General features: G+C 42.8%; 23 protein-coding genes. 6 read left to right on the top strand and 17 right to left on the bottom strand.

Annotated elements, in window-relative coordinates:
• Positions 1 to 331: 331 nt before the first annotated feature.
• Entirely contained in the window at positions 332 to 4,870 is a 4,539-nt protein-coding gene (locus ABIM45_07200) for a S8 family serine peptidase (protein ID MEO0239686.1), read from the bottom strand.
• Positions 4,867 to 5,226 (bottom strand): hypothetical protein, encoded by a 360-nt coding sequence (locus tag ABIM45_07195; protein ID MEO0239685.1) that lies wholly within the window; start codon positions 5,224 to 5,226, stop codon positions 4,867 to 4,869. Before ABIM45_07195 ends, ABIM45_07200 begins: the two co-directional genes overlap by 4 nt.
• A 334-nt stretch (positions 5,227 to 5,560) precedes the next feature.
• Between ABIM45_07195 and ABIM45_07190 the strand changes: the two genes are divergently transcribed.
• Complete coding sequence (locus ABIM45_07190; protein MEO0239684.1) at positions 5,561 to 7,006, top strand: oligosaccharide flippase family protein; 1,446 nt, start codon at positions 5,561 to 5,563, stop codon at positions 7,004 to 7,006.
• On the opposite strand, the gene ABIM45_07185 is transcribed toward ABIM45_07190, so the two are convergent.
• From ABIM45_07185 to ABIM45_07175, 3 genes are all read right to left on the bottom strand, one after another.
• Positions 6,993 to 8,111: a glycosyltransferase family 4 protein gene (locus ABIM45_07185; GenBank protein MEO0239683.1), complete on the bottom strand. Its 1,119-nt coding sequence runs from the start codon at positions 8,109 to 8,111 to the stop codon at positions 6,993 to 6,995. The two genes, ABIM45_07190 and ABIM45_07185, sit on opposite strands and share 14 nt — an antisense overlap.
• A 156-nt stretch (positions 8,112 to 8,267) precedes the next feature.
• Complete coding sequence (locus ABIM45_07180; protein ID MEO0239682.1) at positions 8,268 to 8,708, bottom strand: OsmC family protein; 441 nt, start codon at positions 8,706 to 8,708, stop codon at positions 8,268 to 8,270.
• 10 nt (positions 8,709 to 8,718) lie between these two features.
• A complete protein-coding gene (locus ABIM45_07175; protein MEO0239681.1) occupies positions 8,719 to 9,975 on the bottom strand; it encodes a DUF1015 family protein in 1,257 nt (418 codons plus the stop codon).
• A 74-nt stretch (positions 9,976 to 10,049) separates the two neighbouring features.
• Between ABIM45_07175 and ABIM45_07170 the strand changes: the two genes are divergently transcribed.
• From ABIM45_07170 to ABIM45_07160, 3 genes are read left to right on the top strand one after another with little or no spacing between them, the layout of a single operon-like run.
• The gene (locus tag ABIM45_07170; protein MEO0239680.1) at positions 10,050 to 11,006 is read left to right on the top strand and encodes an iron ABC transporter permease; all 957 of its coding nucleotides are present in this window, start codon (positions 10,050 to 10,052) and stop codon (positions 11,004 to 11,006) included.
• On the top strand, positions 10,987 to 11,754 hold the full coding sequence (locus ABIM45_07165; GenBank protein MEO0239679.1) for an ABC transporter ATP-binding protein: 768 nt from the start codon (positions 10,987 to 10,989) through the stop codon (positions 11,752 to 11,754). The genes ABIM45_07170 and ABIM45_07165 overlap by 20 nt, the downstream gene beginning before the upstream one ends.
• Before the next feature lie 12 nt (positions 11,755 to 11,766).
• Positions 11,767 to 12,969, top strand: a complete 1,203-nt coding sequence (locus tag ABIM45_07160; GenBank protein MEO0239678.1) for a 2,3-bisphosphoglycerate-independent phosphoglycerate mutase — start codon at positions 11,767 to 11,769, stop codon at positions 12,967 to 12,969.
• On the opposite strand, the gene ABIM45_07155 is transcribed toward ABIM45_07160, so the two are convergent.
• From ABIM45_07155 to ABIM45_07115, 9 genes are all read right to left on the bottom strand, one after another.
• Entirely contained in the window at positions 12,966 to 13,889 is a 924-nt protein-coding gene (locus ABIM45_07155; protein ID MEO0239677.1) for a lysylphosphatidylglycerol synthase transmembrane domain-containing protein, read from the bottom strand. The genes ABIM45_07160 and ABIM45_07155 overlap by 4 nt on opposite strands.
• Positions 13,879 to 14,784 carry a tyrosine recombinase gene (locus tag ABIM45_07150; GenBank protein ID MEO0239676.1) on the bottom strand — a complete coding sequence of 302 codons (906 nt, stop codon included), beginning with the start codon at positions 14,782 to 14,784 and terminating at the stop codon, positions 13,879 to 13,881. Before ABIM45_07150 ends, ABIM45_07155 begins: the two co-directional genes overlap by 11 nt.
• Positions 14,751 to 16,064, bottom strand: a complete 1,314-nt coding sequence (gene trmFO / locus ABIM45_07145; protein MEO0239675.1) for a methylenetetrahydrofolate--tRNA-(uracil(54)-C(5))-methyltransferase (FADH(2)-oxidizing) TrmFO — start codon at positions 16,062 to 16,064, stop codon at positions 14,751 to 14,753. Before trmFO ends, ABIM45_07150 begins: the two co-directional genes overlap by 34 nt.
• Positions 16,061 to 18,115 carry a prolyl oligopeptidase family serine peptidase gene (locus ABIM45_07140; protein ID MEO0239674.1) on the bottom strand — a complete coding sequence of 685 codons (2,055 nt, stop codon included), beginning with the start codon at positions 18,113 to 18,115 and terminating at the stop codon, positions 16,061 to 16,063. The genes trmFO and ABIM45_07140 overlap by 4 nt, the downstream gene beginning before the upstream one ends.
• Positions 18,116 to 18,241: 126 nt before the next feature.
• Positions 18,242 to 18,619 carry a NifB/NifX family molybdenum-iron cluster-binding protein gene (locus tag ABIM45_07135; protein ID MEO0239673.1) on the bottom strand — a complete coding sequence of 126 codons (378 nt, stop codon included), beginning with the start codon at positions 18,617 to 18,619 and terminating at the stop codon, positions 18,242 to 18,244.
• A 23-nt stretch (positions 18,620 to 18,642) separates the two neighbouring features.
• Positions 18,643 to 18,927 (bottom strand): DUF5320 domain-containing protein, encoded by a 285-nt coding sequence (locus ABIM45_07130; GenBank protein MEO0239672.1) that lies wholly within the window; start codon positions 18,925 to 18,927, stop codon positions 18,643 to 18,645.
• A gap of 15 nt (positions 18,928 to 18,942) precedes the next feature.
• Positions 18,943 to 19,314 carry a PadR family transcriptional regulator gene (locus tag ABIM45_07125; protein MEO0239671.1) on the bottom strand — a complete coding sequence of 124 codons (372 nt, stop codon included), beginning with the start codon at positions 19,312 to 19,314 and terminating at the stop codon, positions 18,943 to 18,945.
• A gap of 125 nt (positions 19,315 to 19,439) precedes the next feature.
• On the bottom strand, positions 19,440 to 20,252 hold the full coding sequence (locus ABIM45_07120; GenBank protein ID MEO0239670.1) for an extracellular solute-binding protein: 813 nt from the start codon (positions 20,250 to 20,252) through the stop codon (positions 19,440 to 19,442).
• Positions 20,253 to 20,262: 10 nt separating this feature from the next.
• Positions 20,263 to 20,808, bottom strand: coding sequence for an MjaI family restriction endonuclease (locus ABIM45_07115; protein ID MEO0239669.1), 546 nt, complete (start codon positions 20,806 to 20,808; stop codon positions 20,263 to 20,265).
• Positions 20,809 to 21,021: 213 nt separating this feature from the next.
• Here ABIM45_07115 and ABIM45_07110 point away from each other — a divergent pair, with 213 nt between their 5' ends.
• Positions 21,022 to 22,509, top strand: a complete 1,488-nt coding sequence (locus tag ABIM45_07110; GenBank protein ID MEO0239668.1) for a sodium-dependent transporter — start codon at positions 21,022 to 21,024, stop codon at positions 22,507 to 22,509.
• Positions 22,510 to 22,885: 376 nt separating this feature from the next.
• Here the strand turns inward: ABIM45_07110 and ABIM45_07105 are convergent, their stop codons facing one another.
• The 3 genes from ABIM45_07105 to ABIM45_07095 are packed head-to-tail and all read right to left on the bottom strand — an operon-like array spanning position 22,886 to position 24,327.
• Positions 22,886 to 23,044, bottom strand: a complete 159-nt coding sequence (locus ABIM45_07105) for a hypothetical protein (protein ID MEO0239667.1) — start codon at positions 23,042 to 23,044, stop codon at positions 22,886 to 22,888.
• Between the two features lie 2 nt (positions 23,045 to 23,046).
• Positions 23,047 to 23,772 carry an SIMPL domain-containing protein gene (locus ABIM45_07100; protein ID MEO0239666.1) on the bottom strand — a complete coding sequence of 242 codons (726 nt, stop codon included), beginning with the start codon at positions 23,770 to 23,772 and terminating at the stop codon, positions 23,047 to 23,049.
• A gap of 36 nt (positions 23,773 to 23,808) precedes the next feature.
• Entirely contained in the window at positions 23,809 to 24,327 is a 519-nt protein-coding gene (locus ABIM45_07095; protein ID MEO0239665.1) for a DJ-1/PfpI family protein, read from the bottom strand.
• A gap of 155 nt (positions 24,328 to 24,482) precedes the next feature.
• Here ABIM45_07095 and ABIM45_07090 point away from each other — a divergent pair, with 155 nt between their 5' ends.
• Entirely contained in the window at positions 24,483 to 25,199 is a 717-nt protein-coding gene (locus ABIM45_07090) for a UDP-2,3-diacylglucosamine diphosphatase (protein MEO0239664.1), read from the top strand.
• The last annotated feature ends 2 nt before the right edge of the window (positions 25,200 to 25,201 follow it).

The raw sequence follows: 25,201 nt of genomic DNA, 5'->3' as shown, positions 1-25,201 counted from the left end.
TTTTTATTCGTTTGCTACAAAACTTAATAAAGGGGTAAGCAATGTGTATTAAGCCTTTTTTAATAAATCCCACGGCACTGACAGGTCTGTAAAATCTTAAGCCTTCTTTAAAGTTGCTGAAACTACTTGTTGTTAAAAAATATTTTCTTTTAAAATTGACATAAAAGGCCATTTGGTGTTAAATTTTAATGTTGTTGCCTTGAATTTTTTAAGGAGTGTAAGGGAACTATTTGTTATAGACTTGGCAGGAAATTTTGTCAACTGCGTTATTAAATGAAAAGGGGCCTTACCCGAACGGGTAAGGCCCCGAAGAGATGCTTTTTCTCTCCCCTTACCTCACCACTATCATTTTGTGCATTTCTCTGTTTCCACCGGACCTTACTTCGACATAGTAGATGCCGGCTTTTAGGTTGGAAGGTATGGAGATGGAGGTCTTTCCTTTGTTGACGAGACCGTCGAAGAGGGTCGCCACTTCTCTACCGGTGACATCGTAGAGTTTTACGCTGAAGGGCAGGAGGGTTGGTGAAGTTACTACAATGGAGTTTCCTGGCTTTGCGACGGTTGGTATGGTGTAGGTGATGGTGTTGAGGAAGTTGTCGGCATTTTCATCTACTTGTAGCACTACAATATTGTTGAATCTTATGGTTACCGGTGATTTTCCTGTTGTAGACTTCACAATGACCACAAGGGCGGTTGTGTCATCACCAGAGGTGGAGGAGTAGGTTACGCTTTCGCTTCCGCCAACACCGTTGGCATCTGCCATCGTTACATACTGGAATGGATTACCATAGTTGGTAGTGAGTGCCTTCTTTGAGTAGAGATAGAGGGCAATATCAGCATTTCCATCGGGTACGCTTACCGTTAATGTTGGATTCGTGTTTTGAGGGAATATCACATTTTCAACATAGGCAAATTGACCATCCGGTAGTGTTACATCCAAGGTACCGGTGCCATTTGCAACTAAGTATCCAATGGCCGATTTAGATGTAACGATCTGGAAGCTATCCCTTACCGCTCCAAAGGAATAAACACCGGGATAGAGATCCTGCTCACTGGTTGACCAGATGGTAATAAAGTCGATCTTGTCGGGACCAAGGGCAGAGGCAGCAACGGGATGTTCTAAGCCATCCTTAGGTGAAGTTGGTGCATCATCGAAAATCTTGAGGTCGAGGTCTATGGAGTCACTGCTTGAGCCGTATTTGGAGTTCTTTATCGCCACAAGGGTCCACTGATTGGGTACGGTCTTGATCCTGAAAGCCCTTACATTCGGAGTATATCCGGAGCCGACGGTGTACATAAGAGGAGCGTAAGTGGACCAGGTGGGTGTGTTGTAGTTTAGATAACCAATAGGTGCAAAGACATACTGCTCACCCCACCATCTTAGATAGTGGTTAAATACATTACTCGGTACTATGTTGTCCCAATCGATTTTATAGGCAAGGCTATGTCTTCCAGCGGATATATTGGTTTGATATCCGGAGGCGTAGATATAATTCCAGGGTGATATGGTATATGGGCCAGTGATGGTTGTTTGAGCAAGGGAGTAGTTGTCCAAGAACATAATGTTCCTCGTTGAGTTTCCAGATGGGACGGTTGCATTTACATTGCTTCTGTTTAAAGCTACCCAGCTTGCAATGTAAACCGTTGTATCACCTTTAAGGATTGATGGAAGCAGTGTGGAATTAGAGTTTGAAGGCACAATGGGGCTATCCCAACCATCGGGTGTAAAGTAGGAAAGGGTTGGATGGTTATGCATAATTTTGAAATACATAAAGAGGGGAGCCGCAACATAACCGAGCAGATAACTTCCACTCCAGGTACTGTTTGATGTGCTAACAAGGGTATAATTTTGCCCTATAAAAGGAGAAGACCAGAAGGGCGGCTTGAGGCCTGTTCCCGTAGTACCCACTCTTGAATTCTGACCGTACCAGAAGGTGGAAGGAATTTTTATATTAGGTCTTGCAAAGTAGAACTGGCTGGCACCGGCCGGGACACTGATTGCGGCACTGGTATAGAAGGGTGCGCCGCTCGGGGTGTTGGAAGTGGCGTTGTGTGACCAAAGGTAAAGGTACATGTTCCTTGCAGTAGTTCCATTGTTGTATCCGTAGATGTAGACGTAATCAACATAGATGGAATCGTTTACCCCTGGGCCAAATTGGGCGTAGGTTGCCCAGTATCTATCAGCAGTAGATGTTGGATAACTGCTGAGCAGGAAACCATAACCGAGTCCCATTGGGTACCATACTGTGTCAGAAACAGGCATTGTAGTGTAGGGCCCTGTGATAGAAAAGGTAACGGTATCCCACTTTTCATCTCTTAATCCACTTCCGTAATAGTAGTGGAGAATGAGCTGGAAGGTTGGATCAAAGCCAGAAAGTCCGCTCCACTTTGTAAAGGTGATAATGAAGGGATCATTGTCGTTGGTGCCTTCACCCTTGTAAACTGTTCCGAAGTAGGCAGTGTCCTTTTCTATTACCACGCTATCCGCTGTTGCCTGATCAGCGGGAGACAGATAGCCCACTACCTGTTCTGCAGTGATTCCAATGTTCTTTATAGATATTTTGAGGGAAGCCCTCTCACCAGGATCAATAAAACCGTCATCATTTCCGTAATAACTATCGTCGAGTCTCCACGATGTGACTTCTGTGAATTGAGGTGCAGTTATTGAATCAATGTAAACAAAGGCCCTCATACAGAAATCATACCAGTAGTCTCTCCCCCACCAGGAAGATGGATCAAGTCTGTTGTTCGTTGAAAGGTTGACGGTCTTCGCACCGTCATCATCCTGATAGGGTACCGAATAGGCGTCGTTTTTACAAATTCCTATCCAGAAGTAGCCGGGCTGGGTTATGTAGATGGGTGAAGAAAGGGTAACCAGTGCCCAGGCATCGGCGGTATTGACATTTATCAAGGCATAGCCGTAAAGTTCCGCATCGGGTGCATTGTAAGTTGCATTATGCTTCCACACGAAGAGCGTCTCATTGGTGGCAGTTCCATCAAAGTAGACTCTAAGGGAGTCTAACCTGCAGGGTGCAGGGGCTTCAAACCTCATGGCGAAGTACGTATAATTGCCATATTCGTCGTCATTACTTGTGTTATAAGTTGGAGTGTTATTGTCATAGACTATGCCATCCGCATGTGCAGGGTAGTTCGCTGCAGCGATTGGTATGTTTAAGAAGAGATACCTGGTTGCGTCGTTGGTAACTACCTTTACGGTGAAGTAGAGGTATTTATCCGTAGGGGCGGAGGAGGAGAGAGTTATATCGAAGGTCCCGGTTTTCTCCTCATCCCTTCCCATCGAACCAAGGGAAACGCTTCTCGTATTATATGTTACATAATGGGTGTAGCCGGGGATGGAATCAAAGACCAATGAGGCGGTTACCGATGTGGCAGAAACTCCTCTGTTCTTAAATCTTACACTAAGGTAAACCCTCTCTCCGGGTTGGAGTCTCCCATCGCTGTTTCCGAGCCTATCATCTACGGTGTAATCAAGAATAACAATGTTGGACTTTGTTGGTTCAGGGGTATTCAGAACAGCCCTGTAGGCGTCAATCCTTCCCCATCCCGTTGTGTCATTGGGGAAATCGTAGCGCTGAGGTTGAATTAGTTTTACATTATTTCTTATAGTAAGGTAAAGCTCTGAGAGGGTGAGATAGGGGTTCTTTGAAAGGATGAGGGCTGCTTCGCCTGCTGCATGGGGAGTGGCTGAGGATGTGCCATTAAAGTCGTTGATATAGTCGCCACCAGGGTAGGCAGCCCAGACGGGGTCGGCAGGGGCGCAAATATCCGGTTTATGCCTGTTCCAGTCTGGTGCATACCAGTTGTCAGTATCATTCCATCTTTCCAGGTCTGGAGCGCCACCACGGGAACTGTAGGAGAGGATCTGGTCGTTAGGATCGGTGGCACCCACAGCGAGCACCGTTGGATAGGTACCGGGTACCGATTGTTTGGTAGGGTCTGAACCATCATTTCCAATGGCAAAGACGGGGAAAATGCCCAGTGCCTTCCACGTGCTACAGGCGTCAAAGAAGGTTACGTCATCCCAAGCTGATAATCCCCAGGAGTTAGACACTATCCTCGGTTTTAAACTGTCTGGAAGACTTGCAATCCAGTTGAAGGCTGATAAAATCTGGGATGTAGACCCGCTTCCCTGGTTATCAAGGATCTTTACCGCAATCCATTTTGCCTTTGGTGCGATACCGAGATTGTATTTCCCTGCAAGGATGCTGGCACAGGCCGTCCCGTGCATATTGTCATCATAGGGAGTAGGCTTTCCATTTACTGCATCATACCAGCCTGCAATTCCTCTCCAGTTGTCTTTAAGGGCAGGATGGTCAACATCCACACCAGTATCCATTATTCCAACGACGATTCCTTCACCTCCGTAACCCAAATCTTTCCAGACTTTATCTGCCTCCATTATCTGTCTGTCCCAGGGGACTTCTGAAGAGCCTGTGGGATAAGATGCCTTAGTATAATTCTGGGGTTCTTCTGGGATCCATCTTCTATACTCATCTTCTATGGCATAGGCAACATCTTCCCTGTCTAAGAGTTCCAGAAGGGCCTTCTTTGAAATTTTGAGGGCAAAACCGTTTATTACAAAGAATTGCTTAAGGTTCTCCGTTTCTCCGATGGATTTTAGCCAATCTATTACAGGCTTTTGAGATTCTTCAGCGGTCTTCATCATATATTTTCTCTTGCCGTCGTAGTCATCCTCTTTGAATTTAGAAAGGTCGTATCCCTGTTTCATTACAACGATGACGGGGATTTTTTCGTTATCCTTCATCCCCTGGATTTTCTCCCTCAGGGATGCCCCCATTTTTGTATATACATCGGTCAGGGTAAGTAATAGCATTAGTATCAGGTTCATTTTTCCACCTCCAGAGTTTTCATCAGATTTTCAAGGTTTGTTAGGGCTCTGTTTACCTTCTCCACTTCCTCATCTTTCCCTTCGATCTTTGAAATTTCAAGCCTTTGCATCAGTAAGGTTTTTTCCATTTCCATTTTGAGACGGGCTATTTCTCTATCGTCTGCCTTGCTCTTTAAGGCGTTTTTGACTCTTTCGTGGTATTCTGAAATGGTGTTCTGGGCGATGGACTGGTAGAGAACCTCATTGAAGGGGATTTCTATCCTCTTCATCTCCGGAGCCTTTCCCACTTTGAAAGGTATGGTAGGCGTGTTTTCTAATGGTTCAGGCCATTTTATGGTATCAGGAACCGTTAGCACTGGAGGATTGGAGGAACGGGTTTTATACCCTCATTTAACACCTTTAGTTCCACCCTTTCCGGGGGAACCTGGAGGAATAACCACAGAAATAGCCACATAAAACCCCCTTTTTAAATTTGTTTATTATAAGTTCAGCATTAAAAATTTTCAAGTGTCAAAAATCTGAACAGTTGGCTGAAAGCATTGAAATAAAGGGAGAGAGATGATTAAAGAGCTTAAGTTATTGAATTCCCTGCGCTTATAATTTTGCATGAAAATACCGCTTCATTTTCACTTTCCGCATTTTTATAGTTTTTGCACGGTTTTGAGATTATAATTTACTCCTAAGGTTCTCATGGAAAAAGGTGGATTTAAGAGGCTCAATTTTAAAGAGGCGTTAAAGCTCTTTTTCTCCTTTTCTCTCGGGGTTTGGATACAGGCAATCATTAGCTTTTTTTCCATCCCTATAATCACATACCTTATTTCCCCGGCTGAGTTTGGAAAGTCCACAATGTACTCAACGGTTTACTCTTTCTTGCTCGTTGTTGTCCTTGCAGGTTTTGACCAGAGTTTTGTACGGTACTTCTACGAGGTTGAAGAAAAGAGGCGTTCGGAGCTCTTCTGGACTTCTTTATTCCCGCCTTTGGCCCTGTTCGTCATCATTTCTCTCCTGCTCTTTGCTTTTAATGAAAGTCTCTCCCTCTTTTTGATCGGTGATAAAAACCATCCGATGGCGGGCCTTGTTTCCCTTTCTCTCATCACGGGGGTACTTCAGACCTACAACCTTGCGGTAATCAGAATGCAGAAGAAGGGGTTCCTTTACTCTACTGTGTTTGTGGTCCAATCCGTGGTAAATGTGGGGGTAACGATTCTTTATGCACTTTTCCTTGGAAGAAACTTCTATGCCATTGTCTGGGGCCAGATATTCGGGAATGGATTTTCCTTTTTAGTTGGGACGATTTTTGAGCATTCCAATCTCCTTCCTGTGAAAGTGGACTCTGATTTACTTAAGAAGCTCGCACTTTATGGACTACCCCTTCTGCCTTCTGCACTGCTGTGGTGGCTATTTCAGTGGATCTCTCGAATCTTTCTCAGAACCTTTTCCACCTTTACTGAACTGGGTTATTTTGGCGTTGCTTTTAAGCTGAGTTATGTAATGTATTTGATAAATTCAGGCTTTCAGAACTTCTGGTTTCCCGTTGCTTATGAAACTTACGAGAAGGACAGGGAAAATAAGAAGCTCTTTATCGACGCTGCAAAGGTTATAAGCTTTGTGATGGTTCTGTTCGCCCTTGTGGTAATAGGCCTTAAGGATCTTCTCTTTTACATTATGGCAAGGGATTACAGGCCGGCCTCACTGACTTTGCCTTTTCTCCTTTTCCCTCCTGTGATCTCCAGTGTATTGGCAGTTACGGCAAGGGGTATAAATTTCCTGAAAAAAACTTACTGGTTCATAGTTTCCGATGGCCTTTGCCTCCTTATCAACTCACTTTTGAATTACCTCCTGGTCCCAAAGCTCGGGGCAAGGGGGGCAGCTATTTCGACGGGGCTTTCTTTTATAGTGCTCCTTACCTTTGAAACCTTTGTTTCTATGAAACTTTACCCGGTAAGGTACCCCCTTGAAAAGATTTATTCTGCCATTGGCCTTCTGCTTTTTGTAAGCCTCTTTGCAACCTTTGTAAGTAATCCTGTGGCAGTGGGTGGGGTGAGCTTAATCGCTATTATTGCCCTTTGTCTTGTTTATGCGGATTTAGTTAAAATTGGGATTACAGAGATAAAAAAGTTTCTTAAAAGGTCTTAGATTTTTGTTTTAGCAATTCCTCGTAAAGTTCAACCATTATGCTAACATTTTCTTTCCAGTCGTATAATTTTTTTACCCTTTCCCTCCCTCGTTTTCCCATTGATGACCTTAGGTCTTTGTTCAAGATCAGGGTCTCTAAGGCAGAGGCTGCGGCTTCGGGATTTTCTGCGGGAACGACAAATCCAGTTACCCCATCTTCAACAACCTCAGGAAGTCCGCCCTTCCTTGAGACTACAACGGGTTTTTCACAGGCCATCGCTTCAACCACCACAACCCCAAAACTTTCTTCCACCCTTGAGAGAAGGACAAAAATGTCCATCATGTTTATATAACCCGGGAGATCTTTGTGGGGTACAAAGCCTGTGAAGGTGACAAAATCTTCTATGTTTAAATCTTTTGTGAGTCGTTTCAAATTGTCCTTTTCGGGGCCGTCTCCGACTATGATTAGCCTCAAGTCGTCCTTTTCAAATTTTCTTTTCAAAAGGGCAAAGGCTAAAATCAATGTGTCAATTCCATATTTTCTTTCTAAGGATTTCACTGTTCCAATTACTATGGAAGTGCCGGGAGAGGTCCTTTTACCCTCTGAAGGCTTAAAGACTTCTAAATCGACACCAAAGGGCACGACTTCAATCTTCTTTGATGTGTAATTTGCCCCTTCCTTTGCCATGGTAATGGAGGTTGAGGTTATCAGGTCGGCCCTTTTAAGGTTATGTTTGATAATAAGGGCGTTTAAAAAGGATTTCTTAGGGAAATCGAAGATGTCAGAACCCCAGAGGGAGATTACAAAGGGATGGAAGCCGGTCAATGCCCCCAGAAGTCCATAACTGGAGGCATAGTGGGCGTGGAGGATGTCGGGTTTGAATTCTTTTATAGTGGATTTAAGAAGCGGTAAGGCTTTAAGGTAATTTAATTTTTCTTTGAAACCTCCCTGCTTTTGTTCATCGATGCCCGCAGTTTTTATGGTGATTTCAGAGCGATAAGGATTTTCTTTAGATTTCAAGCCTTCAAGACCGAATACCAGAACTTCGATTCCTCTTTCCGAAAGGGCATTTGCCCAGCGTTGGGTGTGAACGGAATTGACCTTAGAAAGAAGCAGAAGTTTCATCCATCAAAAATTATACAACTAAGAGGGCGAAGGAATTGCTACCCTCACAAATATGCTAAAATTCAGTTAAAAGAAATTCGGCAAGTACCGGTAAAACTCTTTTTATATGCTGTCTGCCTCTTTATAAGGTTTTTTATGTTTTCTCTAAAATTCTCCCTACTCTTCCAGTACCACCTCTACTTGCGTAGGATTGAGAAGGTTGTCTGCCACAGGGCACCTAGATTCGATCTCTTTTAAGAATTTTTCTTTCTCTTCCTTGGACATATCTGCATCGACCTTAACATTGACCTTGATTTTGTAGAAACCTGCACGAGGTTTGTCAGCCTTTCCCATCAAAACATCGTAATCTATTTCGCCTTCCGCTGAGGCTGAAAGTCCTTTTATGTTAAGCCTTTTCTGCTTTGCAATAATTAATCCAATGGTAATGATACAGCTTGCCATTGCTCCAAGAACATACTCAAGGGGTGTCATTCCCTTGTTAGTCCCACCGGATGCCTCAGGCTGGTCCACATACTGGACCAAATCCCTTGCCTTTAGTTCAATGAGCATATTGCCCGCCCACTTTGCATCTACTTTTATTTTTTTAATGGTCGCCATAGTGACCTCCCTATTGTAGCGGATCTAAAAGGTGTAAAAATAGCCCGCTACGGAGTTTTGGTTCAAACCATGTAGATTTGGGTGGCATTATCATGCCTGCGTCTGCCACCCTGAAAAGTTGTTCCATAGTTGTGGGATAGAGGGCAAAGGCCACTTTGAATTCCCCACTATCCACCAGCCTTTCAAGTTCTGTGAGGCCTCTTATGCCGCCGACAAAGTCTATCCTTTTATCCCTTCTTGGATCTTTGATGCCAAGGATGGGATCTAAAACCTCGTTTTGAAGAATGCTAACATCTAAGGAATTTATTGGGTCATCCTCTTTAATGATGGAAGGTTTTGCCTTTAATGAGTACCATTTACCGTTTAAATACATACTGAAGGTGTGGATTGTCTTGGGTTTTGCATCGTTTCCCCTTACCTGGAGTTCCTCTATTTCGAATTTTTCCCTGAGTTTGTTGAGAAATTCTTCTTCGGTAAGTCCCGCCAAGTCCTTTACGACTCTGTTGTAGTCCATGATGTGCAGTACTTTGTGGGGAAATACAACGGCGAGAAAGAAGTTATAAGGCTCTTCCCCAGTGTGTTTTGGATTCCTTTCGCTTCTCCATTTCATTACCCTCCAGGCCGCCTGGGAGCGGTGATGGCCATCGGCAATATAAAGGTGAGGAAGTTCGGCGAAGAGTTTCTGGATTTCCTTTATATATTCATCATCTTTTGCAAGATACAGGATGTGCCTCACTCCATCAGCAACAAAGTCATATTCTTTTGGGAATTTTGTGCCCTCGAAGATGAGATTGTCCAACTTTTCCCATGACCTGTAGGCGAGGAAGACAGGCTCGGTCTGGGCACCGAGGATATCGATGTGCTTCGCCCTGTCGATTTCCTTTTCTTCCCTCGTCAATTCATGTTTTTTAATTTTCCCTTCTTCGTATTCTTTGCAGGAAAAGATTCCCACGAGCCCGACCTGACGTATGTCTCCCATAATCTCTTCGTAAATGTACAAAGAAGGTTTATCTTCGACGAAGAAGATGCCGTCTTTGAAATACTGTTGCAGGTTTTCCTTTCCCTTTAGGTAGACCTCTTCTCTGTAGGGGTCATAGTCGTCGGGGAAGTGGACCTCGGGCCTTATTACCTTGACATAATTAAGTTCGCTCTTTTTGTAAAGTTCCTTTGCCTCTTTTACAGAAATAACATCATAAGGTGGACAATTTACCTGTTCCACGAACTCTTTTTTTGGTCTTCCAGCTTTAAAGGGCTTTACCGTCGACATGTAACTCCTCCTTGTGTTAAGATTATAAGAAAAAGCCTTTGTCCAATCAAAGCAACCACTTTAAAATTATGAATATGCGGAAAAACTGGTACATTTACTTAGGTGTTTTACTTATCCTACTTTTTGCTTTTAGTTACCTCTATGTGACCAATTTCACATTTAAAATGCCTTCCCAGGAGATTTTGCGGCTTAGAATTTTGAGGTTTGTGGTTACCTTCGTTGCCGGTTATGTACTTGCAATGTCGGGGGCATCCCTTCAAACCATTCTCCAGAACCCCCTTGCTGACCCATACATTTTGGGAGTTTCTTCGGGTGCTTTGCTCGGTGTCGCCCTTTCAAAGATCGCTGGCATCAGTTTTCAGTACGCCTTTTCGATTCCTGCCTTTCTTTTTTCTGTCATTGCCATTTTCTTCATCTATTACCTTGCTCGGGTAAGAGGCAGTCTTGTTAAGGAACTGCTCATTCTCGGTGGCCTCTTTCTCAATTTCTTCTTTAACGGCATTGTTTTTTATCTCCTCGTTCTTAAAAGGGAGGTGCTGGAGGAGATACTTTACATTCTCTGGGGATCTACAAGTGTTATTGTGACGGAAGGGGAGTTGCCGTTACTGGGAATCGCCCTTTTTCTTGCCATGTTAATAGCCTCACTCCCCCTTTTAAAGATGAAGGAATTAGACGCGATAACCCTGGGGGATCATGAGGCATTAAGCCTCGGGATTGACGTTAACAAAATAAGGAATATGGTGTTTTTCACCACTTCTGCCAGCACTGCCCTTATTGTATCGATTACTGGTGCGATTGGATTTATAGGACTAATGGTCCCGAACATTATAAAAAAGATAATTGGCGGTAAGCATGCAGTGTTATTGCCTGTGAGTGGATTGGGAGGGGCTTTGATGCTTCTTGTGGCCGATTCTGTTTCGAGAGTGGTGGCGCCGGTAGAGCTTCCTTTAAGTATCATCCTCGGTATCTTTGCGGTCCCATTCTTTTTCTGGATAGTGTGGAGGCAGAGGAATGAAGGTAATAGAGGTTAAGGAATTAAGCTTTTCTTATGTGAAGTCTTTTGAGCCGTTGATCAAGAATCTAAGTTTTTCCGTTGAACAGGGTACTTTTCTTACGGTCATTGGACCCAATGGTTCAGGGAAAACGACCTTATTTAGACTGCTCACAGGGATCATAAAGCCAGAGAAGAACAGGGTATTTGTCTGGGGAAGGGATATTAACACCTATCCTCGGAGGGAGCTGGTCAAGTACATTTCTGCCCTGCCTTCAACGGAGATCATCCACAATGAGGTGTTGAGGGTGGATGATTATCTGGAGCTGGCAAGGTATCCCTATATTTCAGGCTTTTCTGGATTAAGTGACGTAGATTACTCCATAATTGAGACTGCGAAAAAAATTACACAGATTCATAAGCTGGGCAAGAAGTACCTCTGGGAACTCTCTCAAGGCGAGCTGGCCAGAGTGAGAATTGCAAGGATGATCGCACAGGATTCAAAGATTTTTATTATGGATGAGCCTACCGCCCATCTTGACATCGATCATAAACTCTGGTTCTTCGGAGCCCTGAGAAGGATGAAGGCAAATGGGAAGACCATTATTGCCATAATTCACGATATTAATTTCGCTTATCGTTTCTCCGATGAACTTCTGGTCTTAAGCGATGGAAGGATTGAATTTCTTGGGAAAAAAGAGGATGTGGAATTGAAACTTTTGGAAAGGGTTTTTAATGTGAGAATTAAAAGGGTCAACGAAGACCTTCTTTTTGAGGAGACCTTTTAAGGAGGGTTTGCAATGAAAATAAGAGAGCTTTATCAAAAAAATAACACGAAAATTCTGTTTTTAGTGGCCGATGGCCTTGGCGGCATCCCACATCCTGATTTCGGAAACAAGACTGAACTGGAATATGCAAAAACGCCCAATCTGGACAAGCTTGCGCCACAATCTGTTCTCGGCTTGACCATACCGGTGGAATATGGGATTACACCCGGAAGCGGACCTGCCCACTTTTCACTCTTTGGATACAATCCCGAGGAGGTTGAAATCGGAAGAGGGGCCCTTGAGGCCTATGGTATCGGCTATATTATGTCCGATGATGAACTTGCAATAAGGGCGAATTTTTGTACTATAACACCGGATCGAGTTGTGACCGACAGAAGGGCAGGAAGAATTGAAACGGAAGAGATGAAGAGGATCGTTAATAAACTTTCCGAGAATATAACAGGTATAGAAAATTACAAGGTGACCTTTTTACCGGGGAAGGAACACAGGTTCGTAATCATCCTGAAAGGACCGGGATTGCACGACCAAATAAGTGATACCGACCCCCAGAAGGAAGGGTTGAAACTTTTAGAGGCAAAGGGGCATGAGAAAGAGTCTGAGAAGACGGCAGGGGTTATAAACCAGTTGGTGGACAAAATACTTGAAGTTTTAAAGGATGAACCGAGGGCCAATGGGGTTTTGCTTAGGGGATACTCCTTAAAACCGAAGGTTGAGAGCTTTGAGGAAAGGACGGGGATGAAGGCACTTTCCCTTGCCAATTACCCTATGTACAAAGGGATTACAAGGATTCTCGGAATGGATACCCCCGATGTGGGTGAGGCCTTTGCAGACCTTGTAAGGTACCTGAAGGAAAACATTGCAAATTACGACTTTGTCTATCTCCATTACAAGTACACTGATAAGGCGGGCGAAGACGGTGACTTTCTGAAAAAGGTCAAATATATAGAGGAACTCGATTCCTATCTGCCCGAGATTTTATCGGTAAATCCCGATGTCCTTGTTATCACTGGGGACCATTCTACCCCTTCCCTCCTTAAATCCCATTCCTGGCACCCCAATCCGCTACTTGTTTACTCTAAATATATGGGGTTTGACGGGATTGAGAGGTTTACTGAAAGAAACTGTGCTAAGGGCTCTCTCGGAATAATGTATGCCTACCACCTTTTGCCGATTGCGATGGCAGCAGGTTTGAAGCTCAAAAAGTGGGGTGCTTAGGATTTCAGCTTAAAGTGCCAGATTGAGGAAAAGATTACCCCGGGTATCATACTAACTAAAAATCTGAAAAAATGGGCAACAAGGGCAATTGTGAATATAGAACTTTTATCATGGTTCCAGAGAACGCCCGCCAGGACAAATCCATACTCAAAGGTTCCTATGTTTGATGGGGCAGATGGAACCGAGACAGCAATGTTAATAAAGAAGAGTATAAGGGTCAAAAGGGCAATGGAAGCTTTGATCCCAAAGGCGTAGAGGAAGAAGTAAAAACTTATAAGCTCTATCCCCCAGGAAAGGAGGGTAATGGCGAGGATTTTAAGGAATTTTGTGGGGGTATTTAGTGGTTTCATCGCCAATTTCAGGTTTTTTATAATCCATACCGCTTTAGACGGTAAATTGAATTTGTTCTGATACTTTTCCTCAAGATACCAGGCTACGAAAACGGAGATGAAAATAAGGAGGAAGAGGCCAATAATTGTGTAAATGTAAACCCGAGGCAGGTTTGAATATAGTAGAGCAACAATTCCGCTAATTAGAATGGCAGTGGCGTCAAAGATCCTTTCGACGATGGTAGCTCCGAGAACTAAGCTCTTAGGTGTATCGTTTCTCTGGTGTAATAAGACGATTCTCCAGACATCTCCAAGTCTTGCAGGAAAGATATTGTTGCCAAAATTCCCTATGAAGAAGGACCCTATGGCGGATTTAAGGTCGATGGACTGTTCCTTAGGGAAAAAGTATTTCCACCTTATTGCCCTAACGGAGTAACTTACAAAGAAGATCAGCGAGGCGACAAGCAAGGGCCATATTTTTAAATGGCTGACAATTTCGTAGAGTTTCTTTATTTCAAAGTCTTTTAGAACCAGTGCTAAGAAGAGGAAGCTGAGGGCAAATCCAGCCCATAGCAATATCTTATTTTTCATCCTCTTTACCTCTTGGATGGGTCTTCCTGTAAACCTCGAGAAGAGCGGAGAAGGGGAGGTTGGTGTAAACGGAAGTGGTAGAGAGGGATTTGTGGCCTAAGAGTTCTTGAATGGACCTTAAATCGGCACCGTGGTTTAAGAGGTGGGTGGCAAAGCTGTGCCTGAGGGCGTGGGGATGGACACCATAGAGCCTTGCGAGTGTCTCAAATCTTTTGTTAATGATGTCCCAGAGTGCCCTCCTTGTGAGTTTGTTTCCGAATTTGTTGACGAAGATGTAGTCCTTCAGGTTTCCTTTCTCTTTTAGAAGGATCTCTTTGTAAGAGTTCAAAGCCTGTAAAGCCTTTTCGCCCACAGGTACAATCCTTTCTTTTCTGCCCTTTCCCAGGACCTTCAGTTCCCTTTCTTTTTCCCGGAGGGATTCCCATTTTAATTCAACCACTTCTGAAGCGCGAAGTCCACAGGAGTACATAAGTTCGATGATGGCTTTATCTCTGAAATCGTTGAGGGTTTCAGGCCTCCAGGAGTCGAGGAATTCATTGAGTTTTTTCTCCGGTAGCACATCGGGTAAGTATTGGTCCCTTTTAGGATTTCGGATTCCCAGCATGGGGTTCTTTTCGATAATCCCTAATCTTTTAAGGTATTTAAAGAAGGTTCTGAGGCAGGAGAGTTTCCTTTCCACGCTCCTTTTAGAAAAGCCCGTTCTAAGTAGTACAGAGACGAATTCTCTTATGTGGTTTCTTGAGACCAATTCCAGTTCCTTTATTCCAAGACCATCGCGCATAAACTCCCAGAACTGGTTTAAATCATCTTCATAAGAGGAGACCGTATTTTCTGAAAAGCCTTTCTCGTTTTTAAGATAGCTTAAAAAATCTCTGATAAGTTCTTTTCCTTCCATTTTGTGAGGTCCCTTATTGCCCTCTGGGATTTATAAATCCTACGATCTTTCCCACGAATTCTGAAATCAACGGGGCTCAAAATTCCAAGGTTGGCGTTCATCGGTTTGAAGTCATTGTGAGGATAGTGGGTTATGTAATCGAGCAGGGCGCCCGTTATGGTTGTTTTGGGTGGAAGTTCTGGCAATTTCCCGGTTTTATAAAGTTTCCTTAAGAAGATTGAAACCAAAAGGCCTCCCCACATTGCCTCTACATATCCCTCCGTTCCTATAATCTGACCTGCAAAGAAAAGGTCTTCTCTTCCTTTCAGCCTTAAATAATCATCAAGGACCTGAGGGGAGTTGAGGTAGGTGTTTCGGTGGATCTTTCCATAAACCACGAATTCTGCCCTTTCCATACCGGGTAGCATCCTGAAGATTCTTTCCTGCTCCTTTATTTTAAGCTGGGTTTGAAATCCAACAATGGAGAAGAGGGTTTTCTCTCGGTTTTCTGCCCTTAGTTGGACCACTGCATATGGCTTTGTGCCATCGGGCGGTGTAAGGCCATCAGGTCGCATAGGTCCGTACCTTAGGGTTTCATTGCCCCTTTTTGCCATTACTTCAATGGGTAAACAGGCCTCGAAGTAGTTTTTATCTTCTTCTAAATGGGGTTCATAGATCTCTGCCTTGCGGAGTTCCTCTACAAAGGCAAGGTATTGCTCCTTAGTGAGAGGAATATTTAGATAAATTTCGTCTTGCTCTCCATGCCTGTCTTTGAAATACATTTTGCTTGTATCGAGGGATTCGGCCGTTACCACTGGAGCTACAGCATCATAGAAGTTCAGAAAGGATTCGCCTACGAGGCCTTTAAGAAATTCTGAAAATCCCTCGGAGGTGAGGGGCCCCGTTGCTATCACAGTGTAATCTGCATCAGGGAGTGAAGTTACCTCTTTCCTCTCAACTTTAATAAGGGGTTGAGATTCGATGATTTCGGTAACTTTCTTGGAGAAGATTTCCCTATCCACGACCAAAGCCCTACCACTTGCAATGGAACTTTCCTTTGCAATTTCGAGAAGCGAGGAATTTAGGATTTCCATTTCTTTTTTTAGTAGGCCGTGGGCATTGTGAAGTTCCGTGGATTTTAAAGAATTACTGCAGACAAGTTCTGCAAAGTATGAGGTCTTGTGAGCGGGGGTGAACTTTGATGGTCTCATCTCATAAAGTACAACTTCGATTCCGGCCTTTGCTAAGTTAATAGCACATTCGCTGCCTGCCAGTCCACCTCCAATTACCGCTACTTTCATATCTTAACACCAAGTTGCCAGAGGATGAAGATAGTGGAAAGGGTTCTGTCTTCGATGGCCTTCTTTCTCGGTTTTCCTGCACCGTGTCCCGCCTGTGGTTCTACGTACAGTAAAATGGGCCCCTTTGTTTTTACCATATTTTGCATCTTTGCCGCCATCTTCATTGCATGCATCGGGTGAACTCTGCCGTCAAATTCCGCTGTGTGGAAAAAGACCGCAGGAAAAACCTTATCCAGGTTCCTGTCTATCCTGTGGTAAGGGGAGTAGTCGTAGAGGTACTTGAAATCATCGGGATTGTCAGGATTTCCATATTCTGGAATCCAAATGTGGGCTACACCAAATTTGTGATACCTTATCATATCGAGAAGAGGGACGCCGCAGTAAACAGCGCGGAAGAGATCGGGTCTTTGGGTCATTGCTGCACCTACGAGTAAACCTCCGTTACTGCCTCCGGAGATGGCGAGTTTCTCTGGATTTGTGTAACCCTTCTGTATCAGATACTCTGCGGCACTGATAAAGTCATCAAAGACATTTTGTTTTTTATCTCTCATACCCTGCCTGTGCCAATCTTCACCAAATTCATTCCCTCCTCGAAGGCAGGCAATGGCGTAGACGAAACCCCTCTTGAAGTAAGGATTCTCTCCGAGGAAGTGGGGACTCATTCCAACGGCAAAGCCTCGGTATCCTGTGAGAAGGGCAGGGTTATTCCCATCCATCTTCATATCTTTTTTATGGATAATGTACATAGGCACTAAAGTTCCGTCTTTCGAAGGATACATCACAAATTCCTGGACATAATCTTCGACATTGAAATCGACCTTGAGTTGCCAAATCTTCTTCATTTCCTTTGTGTTGACATTAAAAGAAAAGATCGCTGGGGGATAGCGAAAGGACTGAAAGGATATATAAATTACTGGAGATTCGTAATTTTCTATTGTAAAATAGGCACTTCCTCTGTCGGGCAGAGGGATTTCATATTCAATCTTTCCATTAAGGTCCGCAACAAAGATTCTTGTAAAGGTGCTATCCGTTACCCTGAAAATCAGCTTTCCACCTGTGAAGGAGAAATTCTCAAGGACCCATTGATTTTGCGGGATAATCTCCTGCGCTTTTTCTATGTCAGGGTTTTCAATGGGAACGCGTATCAATCTGTATCTGGGTGCTTTGTAGTTGGTTAGAATGTAGAAGTAATCTCCATAGGAGGCAAGGGTAAAAGTTCCATCGAGATTTTCTGCAATCTTTTGCCAATCCCCTCCTGAATCAATTTTCTTGAAATAAAGGTCGTTTGAAGACCAGCCCTTTTCGACAGTGAGTATTAGGAACCTTTTATCACGGGTGGCACTAATTGAAGGGGTCCAGGTTTCAGGAAGGCCTTCACCAAAGATGTATTTATCGTTTTTGTAGTCGTCGCCGAGTTTGTGGAAGTAAACCCGCGGCAAAAACTTGTCGCCGCCGGTGTTTCTTGTGTAATAGAAGCCCGATTTGTCAGGAAGCCAGGCAACGGATGTCCACTTGGTATCGGGTATTGAATCCGGTAGGTAGATTCCCTTTTCAACGTCAAAAATGTAGAGAATGCTATTCTCACTTCCTCCGTAAGATTTTCCTAAGACAATTAATTTGCCGTCATAGCTTGGGTAAAAAAAGTCGAGGGCCACAAGGCCATCCTTACTGAATTTGTTAGGATCGATGATCTTTTTTGCCCTTTTTATATCCCATTTTCCTTTGCTCATGTAGACTACTGAGTGGTTGCTCTTGCCATCGTATTTCTCGAAGAAGTAGATGTTCTCAAAAATGCTGGGTATCGAAATCCATTTTCTCCGGGAAGTTTTGTCAATTTCCCTGTAAAGTTTTCTGAATCCTTTGAGATTTTTCAATGTTCTGAGGGTGAGATTGTTTTGCTCTTCAACCCATTTTTTCACTTTCGGATCGTCTACATTCTCCAGCCACCTGTAAGGATCTTTGATTTCGACCCCAAAGAGGGTGTCAACCACCGGTTGGCTTTTTGTTTGAGGGTAAACAAAAGTGAAAACAGCCATCAACACCTCCAGCATCTCAGACCTCCCTTGGAAACCTATAAATGATAAAGGATTAAGGGCGTAAAGAAGATAAATCTAACGGGCTTCTAAAAGAAAGATTTCTTTTAAAATTTAGAATTGAGTGATAAGGTCGTTAAATCCTCAGTGTAGCAGTTCTTCTAAATTATCGAGCTTTCCTTCGAGAAGTAGCTTAATTGCCTCCATTATATCCCTTTGATCGGTTATAAAAACCTGCTTACCGGCTCTCTTTAGTTCTTCATAGATCGCTCCACCCATCCCTCCGGCAATCACAATATCCACACCTTCAAGATTTTTGAGAATTCTCTCATGCTTTGATCCTCGGGAATGGTGTTCACCATGGTGTTCATCACACTCGTGATTTCCACAAGGTTCTGAGTTAGGTACGAAGCTTATAGATTTTATTTCGCTGTTTTCTACTTCTATGATTACAAAGCCCTTTGCTCTTCCAAAGTGCAACGAAATAGTTTTTCCATCTTCTGATGCAACAGCTATTTTCACAGTAATACCCCTTGCTTGTAGATCTACTGGTTATTTTTCTTTTCTAACTCCTCGAGCCTTTTCTTAATTATTTCAAGGTAGTTCTCTATGGCTTCCTTTTCTGTCTGGAGGTATTCTTTTTCATTGGAAAAGTACCAATACCAGCACCATCCACGAGGGCGCCAAAATCCAGGATAGTAGGTTCTTAAACCCCATCCTGCACCGTAGGGAGGAATAACTTCTGGGTAAGCTGCTCTCACACCCCATCCTGGGCCAAAGCCCCATCCGCGTCCAAATCCACGGCCTGCTCCCCAGCCTGCTCCGTACATGTTACACCTCCTGTTTTAAAAGTTTATAAATTTCTCTATTGTATCTTTAAGAATCTCTAAATTTTTGTTGAAATTGTGCAGGGCTCTAAGGCCCTCTTCTGTGATTTTGTAAACCCTCCTTGCAGGGCCTACAGATACATCCCATTCTGAGGAAATAAGGCCCATTTCTTCCATCATTCTTAAAATCCTGTAGCCGACACCTCGCATCACAAGCCCACGAAAGTTTGGAATTTCAGGAAAGCTCTCTTCAATTTTAGTGAAAATTTCGTAACCGTGAAGTGGTTTTTGTGATAAGAGTTTTAGGATTAAACCTTGCAACAAAAAGCCAAGTTGGAGGCCCCCAGGCCCCTCCAGTCCATGATGAGGTCCGATGCATCTCTTTCTCATAGTATATATATTATAGTTGCATATATGCAAATTGTCAAGTTGATTGTGAGAATTCAAGAAAATTATGTACTTTTAAATTTACATGCAATAATACAGTTTTGGTTTATAGGTTTAAGTTTGGCTTTTTACAGGCTCTTGAAGTTATACTTTTTCAGTAATTCATTGCCATGCTTTGCCCAGAAATTTAGAAAGATTTCAATTTCCTTTTTCCTTTTCGAGTTTTTGTTAATGCAGAAGGCATAAACAATAGGGTCACCCTGAACGATTTTTCCACTTTTTAGGGTGATCCTGAATTGCCGATAATAGCCTTGAAGTTTTGGGTTTCCAAAATTAAGCGAATCTTTGAGCTCTATAAAATTTAAATTTCTCGTTAAGGCTTCATTTATGTAGAGAAAGGCGTAATCCAGTTCCCCGATTTCCAGTAAATTGGCTACTTCTGCTGCCTTTGGTCTCACGTTTTTTTCAGAGGAGTTGGCCATTATCTTTTGAACAAGGGTATCTCCATATTTTGTTTTGAGAATTTTGAAAAGAAGGAGAACTCTGTAACCACAGGGGTCCTGCTCTGGGTCCGACCTCCCGATTCGGAGTCCGCTCCTTGAAAGGATTCGGAACCAGTTATTTTCGTTAATTTCATTGCTGTATTTACTCGTTTTAGTGAAGGCAACTACCAGTTCATTGGATGCAAAAGGGTATAAAGTATCACAAAAAGTGCCCTTTAAATCGGAAATGATGTTATAGTCTGCAGAAAAAAAGATATCCCATTCTACCCTTTTTTCTCTTATCAAATTGGCAAGAAAGAGGCTTCCTCCAGCCCTTCTGTTAATCACGATACCGGTTTCCTCTTTGAATTTCTTCGCTAACTCATCCATCATGGCTGATAAGGACCCGGCATGAAGAATGGTGAGCTGGGCAAACAGAAAAAGGCTAATAAATTGCATCGCTTATATATTAATGCTGATTACAGGAAGTTGCAAATAACCTTAAGGAGCTTTTTATGAATACTTTCCCTCCGAACTTTTTTTTCAAAGTTCTTATGAGTACGGCCGAGCCACTCTTTCCATTTGTGTATCTCGGGCGTCTGATTGTAGGTGAGTTGTAAAGTCTATCCCACTCATCGGGTGCTGGTTTTATCTTAACACTTAACTCTCTTTCTAAAAGTTTGTAAATTGTCTCCACCTCAGTCTTAAACCCTTCAAAGGTTCTGTTTATCAGAAGGTCGCATATGTAATTTATACAATCCTCTCCTGATACTTCACAGATTTCGGCCCTTATAACCTCAGTAATTTTGGTGTAAAGTTTTAAGTATTCATGAAGTGATTGCCCATATCCTATTTGCCCTTCACTTCCATAATCTTTTATATGCCAGTATGGTGGCGATGTGACAATAAGTCCTATACTGTTGTCTTCAACTTCTTCCATTTGTCGGCTATCGCTATAATGATTTTTGCCCGGTCCATTGTTATCTGGTCGTCCTAATTGTCGTAAATCTCCCATTTTGTAATGTCAAAATTATATCTAAGCATGTAGAAAGTATGTCGAGAGTTGTGAATTGGATTTCTCACCTATTTTATTTTGCGTTCTGAGATTATCAGGTTATTACTTAAAGACTCTTGCTTCAATGTTTGTTTTGATGCCTAATGTCTTCTTGAACTTACATTTATCAGCCCTTATATTGATTTAAACTTTGCGTAACCACAAGGAGGTGTTATGGAAGAGGCAAAGTGGAGTGGGAGAACTGCTTTTGTTCTCGCATCGATCGGATCCGCCGTAGGATTGGGCAATGTTTGGAGGTTTCCATACATTGCCTATAAATTTGGCGGAGGTGCATTCATCGTTGCCTATATTATTGCCTTAATTTTAATAGGTATTCCTATGCTGTTGCTTGAATTCTCCATTGGTTACAAGTTTAAGGGGTCTGCTCCCTATTCCATGGCAAAATTGAGCAATGAGAAAAGACTCCCGATAAATTTTGAGTGGCTCGGATGGTTTGCAGTTTTCGTTGGATTTGGAATCGTGACCTATTACTCTGTCATTATGGGTTGGTCCTTTGATTATCTTTACTATTCACTAAACACGGCCTGGGGTGAAAATACGAAGGAATTTTTCTTTCAGAAAGTTCTTGGTTTAACAAGCGGCGTATTTGAGCTTGGGAAAGTGCAATGGCCCATTGTTTTAGGGCTTTTAGTTAGCTGGGTATGGATAGTCTTCTCCATTTGGAAGGGGGCAAGGACCGTTGGAAAGGTGGTTTATGTAACCGTTACAATGCCTTGGATTCTTTTGTTAATCTTCGTCATAAGAGGTTTGACTTTACCTGGCGCCGTGCAAGGGATAAACTACTATCTGACACCCAATTGGAAGGAGCTTTTGAATCCAGCATTGTGGCATGCCGCAATTTCCCAAATATTTTTCTCTCTAACGGTGGGTTTCGGGGTAATGATTGCATACGCAAGTTTCTTGCCAGAAGGCTCTGACATAGTAAACAACGCGATTTTGGTCGCCCTCGCTGACGCTGCAACTGCCTTCGTAGCGGGTTTTGCGGTGTTTTCAACCCTCGGTTATTATGCTCAGCTTCAAGGAGTCTCCGTTGCCGAGGTGGCAAGAGGGGGACCTGAACTTGCCTTTGTTACATATCCTACTATCATTTCAAAGTTGCCCCTCGCCCCACTATTTGGAGTATTCTTCTTTCTCATGCTCTTGACCCTTGCCATAGATTCTGCCTTCTCCTTAGTTGAGGCTTTTATCACTGCCCTTATGGATAAATTTGGTACCAAAAGGGAATACACAAATATCGGTGTTGCAATTCTTGCTTTTCTCATCGGTATTATTTATACAACTGGTGCGGGCCTATACTGGCTCGATATTGTTGACCACTTTATGAACCACTTTGGCCTTTTTACCGTGGCCTTCTTGGAAAGTATTTTGATTGGCTGGTTTTACGGTTCTGAGGAGATGAGAGAGTTTGCAAATTCGGTTTCTGACCGTCCCATAGGTAAATGGTGGAATATTTCAGTTAAGTTTATAGTGCCTCTATCTTCTTTGATTATTTTTGTATCTGCTTTGAAGGAAAGAATAAGGGAACCTTATGGTGGATACCCCCGTCTTGCAGAGGTCATCGGCGGGTGGGCAGTTCTTGCGATTTTCTTAATTCTGGCAATTTATTTTACAACTCGAAAAACAAAAAGAGTCTTTAAATGAATTGGCAAGGGATCGTTGTTTTAATTGTGGTTTCTTTTATCCTTTTTGGTGGAATTGTTCAAGCTCTTTACTACGCTAATAAGAGGAGCAAATAGCGAGGTATCGCGCCTTAGGTCTTTCAGCGATAAGGCACAAGGAACAAATATATAGGGTAATTTTTTTGATATCTCTTATCTTGTCCAATGTAATAATAGGTTTCAAGGAGTGAAGGGCCCAGAAGTGTTTCCGAGGACACCACCTTAAGCCCTGTTATAATAAGTCCGAAGGTACGGGAAAATAAGTAGAGTGGTATTGAAATGAAGCAAAGGTAAGTAAAAATCAAAGGGATAAAAAGCAAAATAAAAGTTTTAAATTCGTATGGCTGCTGTGAAAAGATTCAGAGAAATTTCCCCATTAGAATTGATACAGCGATAATCATCACCATGTCAATCAAAATTGAGATTCTGCTAATCAAGAAGAATTTTTTGTGGAGTCTAAAAAGACTGAACTTCCTCTCGTCCGTTTCGATTTCTTTTAACCAGGTTTCAAAGTCCATTTTTATTTAAGGTAAAAGGTGGCTTGAACGGTAATCATAACTTCCTTTTCTCTCGATTCTGTGTTATAAGTCCCATAGTCGGAAATCTGGATTGTATTGGGTGCCATTACTTGGACCACTCCCATCTTTGCAGATTTTACCTTTCCCACCCTCCTGCCCGTGCTCTTTGCAATCATTGTTGCACGTTGTTTTGCGTCAATCATAGCGTCGTTAAGAAGGGAGACCCTGAGCTCAGGAAGTTTTGAATAGTAAAACTCTAAATTACTTGCTGTGATATTGACACCCTCAGGGACAAGGCTGTAAATCTTCTCAGCGACGGATAAAACTTTGTCAACTTCCATAGAACTGACTATGATGCTTTGATTGAACTGATAGTACATCCTATCGGCCCTCTCGGTGTAGAGCCAGGGTTGACTTGTATAAATTTGGGTAACCTCGACCTCCTTTTCCTGAATGCCGTTCTTATTAAGGAATTCTTTGATCTTTGATAGGTCCTTTGCCATCTGAGAGTAACCTTCACTTAGGGTGGGGCTGATTCGCGATATGCTGATGGTCCATCTCACCTGGTCGGAGATTACCCTCGTCTTTGCTGAACCTGTAACGGTTATGGTATTGTCCATCCTTTTGATTTTATAGAGGGTAGAGGATACTACTAAAGAGGACACAACCATTCCTAAGCTTAAAATGAGGGAAGGAAGCCACTTTTCCGTTGAAAATTTAATATCCAATTCACGCCTCCCTACTTAGAAGTTTTTTTATCTTATTTATTTGCCCTGTAACGCCTTAAGAATCTCTTCAGCAAAGGATTTAGCTGCGTCGGGTCCGTTTCCTGTTATTATTCTGCCATCCCTTTCAACGGGCTTTCCAGTGTAGGTTCCACCACCTTTTGTAATTTCATCACTGGCGGATTTCCAAATAGTAGCCTTTTTGCCTTTTAGAAGCCCAGCCCTTGCGAGGGTCCCTGGAGCGAGGCAGATAGCGGCAAGGATCTTGGTTTCGTCTTGGTAAAATTTAATCAGTTTTTCGTGCAATTTTTTATCATCCCAATAAACCGGTGATCCCATTCCACCTACAAGGACAACGGCATCGTATTTGGAAAAATCTTCGTCGTAAACCTTTACGTCGGGTTTTACTACTGCACCAAGCATCCCTTTTGCCGGTGTTGTATCAGTAGATGCAATCGTAACCTTTATGCCGTTCTTTTCGAAGATCTGTTTGGGTGTAAGTAGCTCCTCATCTCGAAAGTTCTCGTGAGCAATGATCATCAGGACCTTCTTGTCCATTTTTTTAACCCCTCCTATTAATGCTAAAAAAATTAAAAGTCTGACCATATTATGATTATATTTTCACAGGCATAACCTGTCAAGGGCAGGGGTTTTACTCAATTACCCGAGCCTTAAAGCTTTTTAATTCCTCTCAAATTCCTTATACTTTTCCTGTGATTCTTGTTCTCGGCGATTTGCACATAGGGGTTGGGGGTCAGGAGGAGAAAGCAGAGAAGCTAAGGCGAATCTTCGACAATTTCAAGGAACTCGAAGCCGTTGTATTCCTTGGTGATGTTTTTGATTTTTACTTTGAGTGCCCCGAAAAGGTTGAGGAGATTTACGGTGATTATTTTCACCTTTTCCAGCAGTTTACAAAGTCTACCCCCGTATTTTATATTCAGGGCAACCATGACTTCTTTCCCTTAAAAAAGTTAGAACAGATTGGCTTTACGATAATCTCAGGGGAGCTGGTCCTGGAAAAATGGGGTAAAAGGATGCTCTTTACTCATGGTGACCTTTTATCTGTGAGGGGGAAAATGACAAGGCGTTTTTTGACTTTTCCCCTCTGGCAAAGCTTGATGAAATTTTTGCCCTGCGATTTTACCTATGCTATTGCAAGGAAAATCTCCCGATGGTCAAGAGGCCGTTCTTCTGCAAAACCTTTAAAGGAGAAAAATTTCAAAAAAGTAGAAAAACTGTTAAGCCACTACGATATTGTTGTAACTGCCCATTTTCATAGGCCGATGTTAAGACGATACGGTGATAAAATCTACGCAAATCCTGGTGATTGGCTAACCTACTTTACCTTTATGACTATTTCTTCAGAACTTCTCACCCTTTGGAAATTGGAAGGCTCTTTGATTGTTAAGGTGGAAGAAGTTAAAATTTAGAC

The sequence above is a fragment of the candidate division WOR-3 bacterium genome (genome assembly GCA_039803545.1).
GTDB lineage: Bacteria > Hydrothermota > Hydrothermia > UBA1063 > UBA1063 > UBA1063.
The sequence above is the reverse complement of the archived record's forward strand: the minus strand, read 5'-3'. Positions and strand labels throughout refer to the sequence as shown.